This window comes from Bifidobacterium sp. LH_416 (assembly GCF_056357055.1).
Genome location: NZ_JBKEVJ010000001.1, coordinates 651,797 through 663,867 on the forward strand (window position 1 = coordinate 651,797; position 12,071 = coordinate 663,867).

The following is a 12,071-nucleotide window of genomic DNA, read 5'->3' on the forward strand; positions in this document are numbered from 1 at the left end:
GACGCCCTATGCGATAGTGTGGGCACATGACTATTACCGTATCTACAGACGGAAGCGCGTTGGGCAATCCTAATGGTCCAATGGGGTGGGCGTGGGCCGACCATGCGAAGAATGCAGGCGGCACACCTGGCCACGAGCATGACGAGCATGGCTATGATGCAGGCGGCGCCACAAACGGCACGAATCAAATCGGCGAGTTGTGCGCGGTGCTTGAAGCACTGCGAGCGCACCCCGGTTCCGAACCGCTGCTCATCGAATCCGATTCACAGTATGCGATCAACTGCTCCACCACTTGGGTGAAGGGTTGGAAGCGCAACGGTTGGAAGAATTCACAGAAGAAGCCGGTCAAGAATGTAGAGCTGATCAAAGCAATTGACGCTGAGATTTCACGCAGGCCGGGACCTGTGAATTTCAAATGGGTTAAAGGTCATGCTGGCAACGCCGGCAACGAGCTGGTAGACGAATTGGCTCGAACATACGCTGGTGACTGCCGTTCGGGTGCACGCGATGGATATCTGCCGATTGAAGGCTGGCAGTCGCTGCTGAATTCTGAATATGCGCATGGCACTGATGTTCCACCTGATGTACAGCTGGTGTTGGATGGTAAGGCTGACGCGGCTGATCTGCGCAAACCTGAAACCGGCTCATCACCTTCTGCCGGTGCCGGATCACAGGAACCAACCACACGAAAGCAATCAATCGCTGACCTACTGAGCGAGCCTGAGGGCGTACCGGATTTGGACTTTAGCGGTTCCACTGCCAAGCCGGCGGCAGATGCACCAGCAGAAGAGACTGATGCTGCACAGGTAGCCATCACAGCAGAACACAGCACACCAGCAGCTTCTGTAGCATCACGCTCAGCAACACCAAGCGGACTTACCGTCTCCGGCAACCTAATCTTCTCCCCCGCGCCAAAGACCAGCCCGTACTTCAACGGTCAGCCGATGCCAATCTCTGGCACCATTGCGATTGAAGGCTATGTAGACGGCGATGGGAATCTGACTATCACTAATGCACCCTTCTTCCGCAAATAAGCTTCCCATGTGTGCGACTCTGCGATAAATCTCACATCACACAGCCGCACGCATACGCATAGGAAACGGACACGAGGGCACAAATTCGCTCATCCGCGTTAGGATAAGAGAGAAGGCTTTACACCGTTAATACATACGGTTGACCCCAGAGAAAACAAAGGAGAACAACTCATGGATAAGGCTCAGCAGGACGCGCTGAAGAAGGCCGCCGGCATCGAAGCCGCCAAGCTCATTCAGGATGGCATGATCGCAGGCCTCGGCACCGGCTCCACCGTGAAGTTCCTGGTGGACGAGCTTGGCCGCCGCCATCAGGAGGAAGGCCTGGAGTTCACCGGTGTGACCACCTCCCGCCGCACCCAGGCTCAGGCTGAGAGCTACGGCATCAAGATCGTGGACATCGACGATGTGGACTTCGTCGACATCACCATCGATGGTGCCGACGAAGTGGACAAGAACTTCAACGGCATCAAGGGTGGCGGCGCTGCCCTGCTGTGGGAGAAGATCGTGGCCACCAACTCCAACCAGATCGTCTGGATTGTGGATGAGTCCAAGGTTGTGGACACCATCGGCAAGTTCCCGCTGCCGGTCGAGGTGATTCCGTTCGGTGCCGGCCACGTCATCAAGAAGTTCGAAGCCAAGGGCTACAAGCCGGTGCTGCGTCTTGATGCCGAGGGCAAGGAAGTGCGCACCGACGAGAACAACTTCGTGGTTGATCTACACCTGGATCGCATCGACCATCCGCAGGAGCTGGCCGAGGATCTCATCACCACTGTTGGCGTGGTGGAGCACGGCCTGTTCCTCAACATGGTGGACAAGGTCATCGTCGGCGACCCGAACGGTCCGCGCGTCATGACCAACTCCAACAAGTGAGCCGTTGCGGGCGCGATGCCCGCTACTAGCTGACGCAACACCAAGAGCCGCATCTGCACAACGCAGGTGCGGCTCTTTGCATTACTCGGCACAGCAGACGGAAGATAAAGAAACCCCGCAGCCAAACGGCTCGCGGGGTTTTCAATGCCTTAAATCGCTAAGTAAGACTACTTGCGCTGGTGGCGGGTCTTACGCAGCAGTTTGCGGTGCTTCTTCTTGCTCATCCGCTTGCGGCGCTTCTTGATGACAGAACCCATCTGAAGCCTCCATTTCGATTAATCGTAAAAGTTGCAACTCGCACTATAGTACACGTCTTGCCAGACAGAGAAAACCTGTGTGGCGCACAACGTAGTTGAGCGAGTCATCAGACGGTTTACAGCGGGAACTTCTGGTAGAAACGCTCAAGCGCCTGCTTGTTACCGCTGGCCTGGAACACCACCGTATCGTTCTGCCAAGTGGCCACAGCTTTCTTAGCATCTGATGCATCAGCCTTGACGGTGTACGAACCAGTTGCGTCACCGGACACCTTCACATTGCCGGAAGCCAGTTCTTCGCCAGTTTGAGCGGCAGCCAAAGCATCATATTGTGTCTTGGCATTGTCGGCGGTGGACCACTGGGCCACAATCAACGTAATATCCTTGGCCGTATCCCCAGTGGAGTAGGTCACCGTGTATTCCTCAAGAGGGGAAGCACTGCTCCATGAGGTAGAAGCCTCAGCCTTGGTACGAGCAAAGTTCAATACACTGTCCGGCATGGCCTTCAACAGCTCGCTTGCGTCATCCGGCAAAGCGGTAGGATCGATGGTCGGCTTAGTAGGCTCAGTATCCGTAGACTGCTGCTGAGTGGTCTGTGTAGCGTTGGTATCGTTTTTCGAAACGATTGCCCAGCCCGGCCAGATGAACGCCGAAAGTACTGCCAAAACGATAACCACAGCGGCTGCGATGACGACTGCGATCAACTTGCCGTGGGATTGTGTAGTCGAAACATTCTCGGAGTTAGTCATGCCCTTGATTCTCTCACAGCCGTGTGACGCTGCTCGATATATCAAGAGCATTACGGCGATTGTTGGAATCTTCACGCAGCATTGATCCCCTGAGGGGCTAGCAGGGAAAAATTTTACCGCGCCTCATATTCGGCGTTAGGGTGGAAGCATGGCGAAATCAACTGTGCAATACGTATGTTCCGAATGCGGGTGGAACGGCTCGAAGTGGTATGGCAAATGCCCTGAGTGCGGGCAATGGGGCACCGTGGAGGAATTCCACGAGGCTCGACCGGCTGCGGGTTCCAAAACGGCAGCCCCCGGCCGCACCTCGCGTACACAGTCGATTACCGTAGCCGATACTTCCCGTTCAGCAGCAAAACCCATTACTGAGATCGGCACAGAGACTGTGGAGCGGCTATCCACTGGGTTCAGCGAGTTCGATCGAGTACTCGGCGGCGGCGTGGTGCCTGGTTCGGTGACATTAATCGCCGGAGAGCCAGGCATCGGCAAATCAACTCTGCTGTTGCAAACGGCGGGCAATGTGGCCAGAGCTGTAGCAAGCGTTGATAACAGCAATGCGCACACCGTGCTGTATATTTCCGGCGAGGAATCACAAGCTCAGGTTCGACTTCGCGCCTCGCGCATCAACGCCGTGGAGCCGAATCTGCTGCTGGCTTCCACCACTGATTTGGCCACCGCGTTAGGATTGATTGAACAAACCAAGCCGGCTTTGGTTATTGTTGATTCCGCGCAAACCATTGTCTCTCAAGAGGTTGATGGCATTTCAGGCGGTTCCACACAAGTGCGCGAAGTGGCAAGCGCGCTTATCGATACTGCTAAAACTCTGGATATTCCAGTGTTTTTAGTGGGACATGTAACCAAGGATGGTTCTATTGCTGGCCCACGCACGCTTGAGCATTTGGTTGATGTGGTGTGCCAATTTGAGGGTGATAGCGAAACAGCGCTCCGTATGTTGCGCGCAATCAAGAATCGCTTTGGACCGACCGATGAGATCGGATGTTTTGATATGAGCGGCGAGGGTATTGAGGAAGTCACTGATCCATCAGGATTGTTCCTGTCTGGAGGCGGCCCTTCTACCACTGATTCCACACCGGTAGAAGGTACTTGTGTGACGTTCACGCTCGATGGTCATCGCAGTCTGCCTATCGAAGTGCAGGCATTGGTAACCAAATCAGTGTTGCCTACGCCTCGCAGAGCGGTTAATGGCGTGGATCCCAGCCGTATTGCCATGCTGACGGCGGTGTTATATCGTCACAGCAAGCTCAATCTATTGGCCAATGACCTCTACGTATCCACTATCGCCGGAGGGCAGGCTAAAGAACCCGGCTCGGATTTAGCCATTGTGAGCGCGTTGGCGAGCGCCGCAACCGCAAAGCCTATTGCGAAAACCACATGCGCGATTGGCGAGATTTCCCTAACCGGTCAGGTGAGGCCCGCACCACGTATGGAATATAGGCTGCGAGAAGCAGCTCGTTTGGGTTTTACCACGGCAGTTATTCCTCCGCTGCGTAAACCAGTGCACATCGATGGGCTCCGGTTGATTGAGGTGGGAACACTGACCGATGCTTTGGAGGCATTAGGCATTAAGAAATAAAAGAAGCTATTGGAACGATTATCAGCTCCAACAGCTTATATGCCTTTCTCAGCGTGAATCATAGGCGGCCGCTACGCGGTCAGACGCTTGGTTTCCTCAACGTTACGCTTGAGCTCTACAGTCAGTGCATCTACACCGTCAAACTTGACTTGTGGGCGGAGGAATCCGGTGAATTCCACGCGCACCTTGTGCCCATAAAGGTCAAGCCAATCATCGGTGATGCAGTAGGACTCCACCACGCGTTCGTTGAGACCGGTCTTCTCACTGAACGTGGGCTTGGTGCCGATGGAAATGGCGGCCGGCCAGCGTCGAGCAGACTGCTCCTCGGGTGACGCATCGGTTTCGGGCCGCTCGCTGGAATCAGCGTTTTTCACGCCCAAATCCACCAGCCAGCCGGCATATACGCCGTCCACGGGAATGTAGCCTTCGATATCAGTGCCAAGGTTCGCAGTTGGGAAGCCAATGGTACGGCCACGCTCTTCGCCATGCACTACTTCGCCTTCAATGGCATGAGGCGCACCCAAAATGGCGTTAGCTTCCTGAATACGGCCATGCGCCAAGAGGTAGCGCACATTGGTGGAGCTCCAGGCACGCATGGCCTTGGCTTGATGCTTCTTGCTCCAAGAGCGACGTTCCGCCTTGCTCAGCCCAGCCAGCGGATCGGCCGGCTCCCCCCATTCAGACGGCATTTGCGGCTTGAAATCACGGGGAATACGCACCTCGCCCGGACCACGATCATCCACCACATCCAGCTCGAACACGCCAGCGCCAGCAGCCAGATTGGCAATATGCTTGATGTCGCCTGCACGGTCTTTGCCCAAAGCAGCATCCTGACCAAGCACCAGCGTGCGCATGCCCAGCTTGCCAACCAGTCGGCCAAGGAAGAAAATGTACGACTTTGAAGCAAACGCCAACGTATAACGGACCACAAGCACATGATCCACACCAAGCTGCTCAATACGCTGCAGACGCTCATGCACACTGGTCAAAGCTTCGGCATCGATATTGGCCTCCGTAGGTTCCTGTCCATCGTGCTTGGCGGCCCATCCGTGCACAAAAGCCGGGCGCGGTTCAAAAAGAATCACCACGGAGAATGAATCGTGTTTCTTGGCAAGCTCCACTACACGCTTGATAACGGCTTGATGCCCCAGATGCATGCCGTCGAACGCACCGAGCGTCACCACGGCCTTCTTATCGTTATCGAACGAGGGCCAAGCGACTTCGCCCTGTTCATCCGGAGTCAGATAAGTAATTTCCATATCTCGTAGGATTCCTTTTATTCAAACTGGGCCGTACATGTTGTGCGGTCACGCTTTCGCGTGATCGCTTCCCTCATAAAGAGGAGCCCGAAGCATCAAACTAACCGCGTCTACTTTACGCGATGGGGAATACGGTAGCGGGCTTCGCCTGATGCGCATTGGCTCGCTCAACAATTGCCACTACATCATGAGTCTGCGGAACAATGGCGGCCGTAGGTTCGCTGATGGTGCGCTCGATGCGGCGTCCGAACCGCAGTTCCGCAGCCTCCTCGGTGGTGATATCCAATGCCGGCATAGCGCCTCGAGCGGCTTGTTCCATCGTCAGAGCATGATCCAGCAACCAAGTACGGCGATCATCACCAGATAACTCAGCGGGAGTATCCAACACGCATTTACTACGAGTGATGGTTTCGCCTTCGCGAGTGGTGAATGTTTTCGACTCCGTATGGGCAGTAATCGTATGTGTATGAGTTTCGCTCATGGCGCTATCACTAATCAGCCCGCTCGTATCGTCCGGCAACGCGAACCTACCGACTCGTGTGCGACGCAAACGAATCAAATGTCCGCCTACGCCAAGTTCAGCACCCAAGTCACGGGCCAGCGCACGGATATATGTGCCGGACGAACAACTGACTCGAACATCGACATCCACTACTGGAACCATGCCGGAAGGCATGTTCGTCTCGGCTTGCATAAGTGGTTCACCAGCGCATTTGCCCGGTACGAAGCCTCGGCGAACGGCCAAAACCGTAAACTCACCTATCGTCACCGGCCTGGCCTTCAACTCCACGTCCTTGCCTTCACGAGCCAAATCGTAAGCTCGCTTGCCATCGATTTTGATGGCGGAGAAGGTATTTGGCACTTGTTCAATATCACCTGTGAAACGACTCTCGATCGTCTCACGAATCAGTGATTCAGTAAGACCTTGCACATCAGTAGAAGCAGCCGCATGCACCAATTCGCCTTCGGCGTCATCGGTAGTGGTACCGAGGCCAAGGCGAATCGTAGCCTCATAGGTTTTATCGTGTGCCACAATCGCGTTCAATAAGCGCGTAGCATGACCGAATGCAATCACCAACGCACCAGTGGCCATAGGGTCAAGCGTGCCCGCATGGCCTACTTTTTTGATATGCAGTGCGCCACGTACTGCGGCCACCGCATCAAAACTGGTCACACCCTGCGGCTTGTCAATAATAAGCAGGCCGGATGGAGTGGATTGTGGCATGGTTCTCCTTCGCAAGAACAGAGGCGAGCTTCGCTCGATATGGTGTTCTTCGCCTTCGGCTGGGTTGACAGTTTATTCTTCGGAGGAGTCCACGGAATCGTCTTCGAAGTCGTCCGCATCATCATCGGAATCAAGGTCGTCTTCGAAGTTCGAATCGTCTTCAGGCTCATCATCGTGCTTGTATGGGTCGGCATCACCAGCGTATTGGGCGGTGGCGCGAGCCTTTGCGAGTTCCTCATCACGCTTGCGAGCCAAAGCCAGAATATCTTCGATCTCGTGAGCCTCGCCGGGCACTTCATCGAACACGAACTGCAGCTGAGGGGTCAGACGCAGGCCAGCTTTGTGACCGACCAGGGAACGCAGATGGCCTTTGGCCTGGTCAAGAGCCTGCTGAGCGCGCTTGCGTTCTCCTGCTTCCTTGCCTTCGTGGCCAAGCTGAGTCCAGTAAATCTTGGCAATCTGCAAATCGTTGGTCACACGCACTTCGGTGACGGTGATGTTGGTCAGACGCTTATCATGCAGCTCACGCTCGATGGAGGAGGCTACAACGCGCTGAATCAACGCTGCAATGCGTGCGGCACGGGGGTTGGTTCCTGCCATAAGGGTTTCCTTTCAATAATTTGGCCCCCTCTGATCGGAGAGGGCTGCCGAACGTAGGCCAGATGTGGGAAGAACCTATGAGAAAGGGCTCTCCCCCAGTCTGCCTGCGGCTGACAGCCCCCTCGTCAGAGGGGGCCTATACGCATCATGAACTACTTGCGTTCAACCTCGCGCATCTCGAAAGTCTCGATAATGTCGCCAAGTTCGATGTCGTTGAAGGTACCGAGGTTGATACCGGCCTCGTAGCCTTCCTTGACGGACTGGACATCGTCCTTGAAGCGACGCAGCGAGGAGATCTCGAGGTCGTTGACGGTGGCAACGCCATTGCGCAGAATACGGCACTTCGTACCACGCTTGACCTCGCCGTCCTGCACCATAACGCCGGCGATGTTGCCGAACTTGGAGGAGCGGAAGATCTCGCGAATCTCGGAGTGAGAGGTGACGACCTCTTCATATTCCGGCTTGAGCATGCCCTTGAGGGATGCCTCAATGTCTTCGATCGCACGGTAGATGACCGAGTAGTACTTGATCTCCACGCCCTCGCGCTCGGCGAGGTCGGCGACCTGACGGTTCGGGCGCACGTTGAAGCCGATGATAACGGCCTTGTCGACCGTAGCCAGGTTGACATCGTTCTGGGTAATCGCACCAACGCCGCGGTGGATAACCTGGATGCCGACTTCGTCGGACACCTCGATCTTCATCAAGGAATCTTCCAGCGCCTCGACAGAACCGGAGGAATCGCCCTTGATGACGATGTTGAGCATGTCGATCTCGGACTCGGCGAACTTCTTCTTGAAGTCCTCGAGGGAAACGACCTTGCGGCGCTTTGCCAGCTGGGCGGCGCGCTCGGTAGCCTGACGCTTCTCAGCAATCTGGCGGGCCGCACGATCATCGGAAGCCACGAGGAAGAGATCGCCTGCGGTAGGCACGGAAGTCAGGCCAAGCACCTGAACAGGTGTGGACGGACCTGCGGCCTCCATCGTGTGACCATTCTCGTCGAGCATGGCACGGACGCGGCCGTAGGAGGTGCCGGCCACGATGGCATCGCCAACGTGCAGCGTACCCTGCTGAACCAGCACAGTGGCCACAGCACCACGACCCTTGTCGAGTCGGGCTTCGACGGTGGCACCACGGGCGTCCATGTTCGGATTGGCACGAAGATCGAGCTCTGCATCGGCCGTGAGCAGCACAGCTTCGAGGAGCTTGTCCACGTTGATGTTCTGTTTGGCGGAAATGTCGACGAACATGGTGTCGCCACCGTATTCTTCCGGAACCAAACCGAACTCGGTGAGCTGGCCGCGAACCTTATCAGGGTTGGCGCCAGGCACATCGATCTTGTTCACAGCCACGACAATCGGCACCTTAGCTGCCTGAGCGTGGTTGATGGCCTCAACGGTCTGAGGCATCACACCATCGTCAGCGGCAACCACAAGGATGGCAACGTCAGTGAGCTCTGCACCACGGGCACGCATTGCGGTGAATGCTTCGTGGCCAGGGGTATCGAGGAAGGTAATCTTGCGGGCTTCGCCGTCAAGATCCACCGTAACCTGATATGCACCGATGCGCTGGGTAATACCACCGGCCTCGCGTGCGATGACGTTGGTCTTACGGATAGTATCCAGCAGTCGGGTCTTACCGTGATCGACATGGCCCATAACGGTGACAACCGGCGGACGAGGCTTCAGATCCTTATCATCCTGCAGTTCTTCCTCATCAAGGTTGATGTCAAACTGCTGGAGCAGCTCCTTATCCTCTTCCTCAGCGGAAACCAGCTGAATCTTCCAACCGATCTCATCGCCCAGAATCTGGAAAGTCTCTTCATCCAGTGACTGGGTAGCGGTAGCCATCTGGCCCAAGTGGAAGAGCACGGTCACCAGGGCAGCCTGATTGACGTTGATCTTCTCGGCCAAATCAGCCAGAGAAGCACCCTGACGCAGACGAATAACCTGACCATTGCCGTTCGGAATGCGAACGCCGCCAATGGTCGGTGCTTTCAGCTCCTCATATTCCTGACGCTTTGCCAGACGGTTCTTACGAGCCTTGGAGGACTTACCGCCCTGACGGCCGAATGCACCTGCAGCACCGCCGCGACCACCGCGGCCGCCACCGCGTGCGGGACCGTTGCTCGGAGCACCGCCGCCCTGGAAGTTGTTGCCACCGGCACCGCCGCGGAAACCACCGCGTGCGCCGCCCTGGGCACCGCCTTGAGCGCCAGCGCCCTGACCCGGACGGTTATGGCCCCACTGGCCTGGACGAGGACCGCCCTGGCCCGGACGACCGCCACGGAAGCCACGGCCCTGGCCTTGTCCCTGGCCCGGACGGCCTGGACGACCATTACGGCCACCTTCAGCAGTCGGACGAGCCATCGGATGCGGACGCGGAATATCACCCGGCGTAGGCGTATGCATGCCCTGCTTGCGGGAGAACGGATTATTGCCCGGACGCGGACCCTGAGCGTGCGGACGCGGAATAGCATTGGAGGCAGCGTTGTTGCCACCATTATTACCGTTGCCGCCAGCGTTGCCGTGCGGAGCCGGACGAGCGGAACCATTGCGGTTGTTCTGATGCTGACCAGGCTGGCCACCGTTCGGACGACCTTGGCCTGGACGTGCCGGACGAGCACCTTCACGGTTTTCGTGCTGACCGCCATGACGTGCCGGAGACGGAGCTGCCGGGCGAGCACCGCTCTGCGGGCGTGCATTGCCCTGGCCCGGACGTGCAGGACGAGCACCCGGAGTCGGCGTTGCGTGATGATTTTGAGTATTCTGGCTATTCTGCTGAGCAGCCGGCGTAGCCTGTGCGCTCTTGGCGCTGCGTGCAGCGGCAGCCGGAGTCGTATTCGGTGCAGCTGGCTTATGCGGATCTGCAGCTGCGGGCTTAGCATTGCCCTTATCGCCGCTCTTATCGTTATCCTTGGCGAATGCAGCCTTCAGACGACGAGCCACCGGCGGCTCAATGGTGGAAGAAGCGGACTTGACGAACTCTCCCATGTCCTTGAGCTTCTCAAGAACGGTCTTGCTGTCGACGTGCAAGTCCTTGGCTAATTCATAAACGCGTGGTTTCCCCACTAATTACTCCTATTCTGTGACCACGCGTACAAGAGCGCGGTCAGTTGGTGATGACGGCAAGCCTACCCTGTCTCATCGTTCGACCATGATCGTGTTACCTCGCTTTTGTGCGGGCGATTTTACGCACACTGCGACAACCCACATACGCCAATCAAGCATACTCATAGCGCTGGATAGCATAACAAAGACCGCGAGCCGTACCATTGTCGGTACAATTCGCGGTCTTTGGGCAGTCTATATACCTAACTTGCAGCAGATCACTCAGTTCTGCGGCTCGGCAGCCTCACGAGCTGCCTGCTCAGCGGCAACCTTCTTCGCATGAGCCTCAGCGGATTCGATGCCGATCTTCCAGCCGGTGAGCTTCGCGGCAAGACGAGCATTCTGGCCTTCCTTGCCGATAGCCAACGAAAGCTGATCGTCATGGATGAAGGCGATGGCGGTCTTGTTCTTTTCGCTAATCACCTGCACACCGGTTGCCACGGCCGGGGAAAGTGCAGCGGCCACGAACTTGGCCGGATCATCGGAGTAGTCAACAATATCGATCTTCTCCGGGCCAAGGTTTTCCATCACCGCACGCACGCGGGAGCCACCGGGGCCAATCAGTGCGCCCTTCGGGTTCACACCCTCGGTGTTGGCCTTGACGGCAATCTTGGTACGAGCGCCGGCCTCACGAGCAATGGCCATGATGGACACAGCACCGGAAACCAGTTCCGGCACCTCACGCTCGAACAGCTTGCGCACCAGCTCCGGATGAGAGCGGGATACCACGATTTCCGGGCCACGAATACCACGAGCCACGTTCACCACGTACACGCGAATACGCTCGCCGTGGCGGTAACGCTCACCCGGCACCTGCTCGCGGCGAGGCAGCAGGGCTTCAACATCGCCCATAGCCACATGCACGTTAGAGGAATCGGAAACATCCTGCTGCACAATACCGGTAATCAGCTTGCCCTTCTGACCGGAGAATGCACCGAAGATCTTTTCATCTTCTGCCTTACGGAACAGCTGGGTGATGACCTGACGCGCGGTGGCAGCGGCAAGACGGCCGAAATCATGCGGGGTGTCATCATATTCTTCACCCAGCTTCGGAGCAGGGTACGGGTCTTCTTCAGTGGGTTCCACCGGAATCTCATCGGCGGCCCACACGGTGAAGCTACCGGAACGCTCGTCCAGCTCCACGCGCGCATGCTTGGCCGCGTGCGGGGTCTTGAGGTAAGCGAGGCGAAGAGCTTCAGCCAGCGCCTCATCAAGAGTCTCCGGTTCGATTCCTTGCTCGGCTGCGAGCTTGTGCATTCCTGTCAGGTCCAGTTCCATCGATCCGTACCTCCTATGAAGTTATGTGGCGCATGGCCTTGAATGGTCACAGTTTGCTATTAGTCTAGTTTTCCATGCAGACACACTCCCCTAGTTCCGAT

Annotated in this window: 10 protein-coding genes; 3 read left to right on the forward strand and 7 right to left on the reverse strand. The window is 56.8% G+C overall.

Annotation, left to right across the window (positions count from 1 at the left end; genetic code table 11):
• Nucleotides 1-80: 80 nt before the first annotated feature.
• Together AC1AY0_RS02780 and rpiA are read left to right on the forward strand one after the other, a co-directional pair.
• Nucleotides 81-1,034 (forward strand): ribonuclease H family protein, encoded by a 954-nt coding sequence (locus AC1AY0_RS02780; RefSeq protein ID WP_242689720.1) that lies wholly within the window; start codon nt 81-83, stop codon nt 1,032-1,034.
• A 171-nt stretch (nt 1,035-1,205) separates the two neighbouring features.
• Complete coding sequence (rpiA, locus tag AC1AY0_RS02785) at nt 1,206-1,904, forward strand: ribose-5-phosphate isomerase RpiA (protein WP_476525763.1); 699 nt, start codon at nt 1,206-1,208, stop codon at nt 1,902-1,904.
• Nucleotides 1,905-2,071: 167 nt separating this feature from the next.
• Here rpiA and AC1AY0_RS02790 read toward each other — a convergent pair whose 3' ends face one another.
• The gene (locus AC1AY0_RS02790) at nt 2,072-2,161 is read right to left on the reverse strand and encodes a 30S ribosomal protein bS22 (RefSeq protein ID WP_004268639.1); all 90 of its coding nucleotides are present in this window, start codon (nt 2,159-2,161) and stop codon (nt 2,072-2,074) included.
• Nucleotides 2,162-2,277: 116 nt separating this feature from the next.
• On the reverse strand, nt 2,278-2,907 hold the full coding sequence (locus AC1AY0_RS02795) for a hypothetical protein (protein WP_033889894.1): 630 nt from the start codon (nt 2,905-2,907) through the stop codon (nt 2,278-2,280).
• Nucleotides 2,908-3,055: 148 nt separating this feature from the next.
• Here AC1AY0_RS02795 and radA point away from each other — a divergent pair, with 148 nt between their 5' ends.
• Nucleotides 3,056-4,501, forward strand: coding sequence for a DNA repair protein RadA (gene radA, locus AC1AY0_RS02800; protein ID WP_101625705.1), 1,446 nt, complete (start codon nt 3,056-3,058; stop codon nt 4,499-4,501).
• A gap of 71 nt (nt 4,502-4,572) precedes the next feature.
• Here the strand turns inward: radA and ribF are convergent, their stop codons facing one another.
• From ribF to nusA, 5 genes are all read right to left on the reverse strand, one after another.
• Nucleotides 4,573-5,760 (reverse strand): bifunctional riboflavin kinase/FMN adenylyltransferase, encoded by a 1,188-nt coding sequence (ribF, locus tag AC1AY0_RS02805; RefSeq protein WP_476525765.1) that lies wholly within the window; start codon nt 5,758-5,760, stop codon nt 4,573-4,575.
• Nucleotides 5,761-5,875: 115 nt separating this feature from the next.
• The gene (truB, locus tag AC1AY0_RS02810) at nt 5,876-6,985 is read right to left on the reverse strand and encodes a tRNA pseudouridine(55) synthase TruB (RefSeq protein WP_101625703.1); all 1,110 of its coding nucleotides are present in this window, start codon (nt 6,983-6,985) and stop codon (nt 5,876-5,878) included.
• A 72-nt stretch (nt 6,986-7,057) separates the two neighbouring features.
• Nucleotides 7,058-7,585, reverse strand: a complete 528-nt coding sequence (rbfA, locus tag AC1AY0_RS02815) for a 30S ribosome-binding factor RbfA (RefSeq protein ID WP_101625702.1) — start codon at nt 7,583-7,585, stop codon at nt 7,058-7,060.
• 152 nt (nt 7,586-7,737) lie between these two features.
• Nucleotides 7,738-10,653, reverse strand: coding sequence for a translation initiation factor IF-2 (infB, locus tag AC1AY0_RS02820; RefSeq protein WP_476525767.1), 2,916 nt, complete (start codon nt 10,651-10,653; stop codon nt 7,738-7,740).
• 261 nt (nt 10,654-10,914) lie between these two features.
• Nucleotides 10,915-11,970, reverse strand: a complete 1,056-nt coding sequence (gene nusA / locus AC1AY0_RS02825) for a transcription termination factor NusA (protein WP_033890491.1) — start codon at nt 11,968-11,970, stop codon at nt 10,915-10,917.
• Nucleotides 11,971-12,071 lie beyond the last annotated feature (101 nt).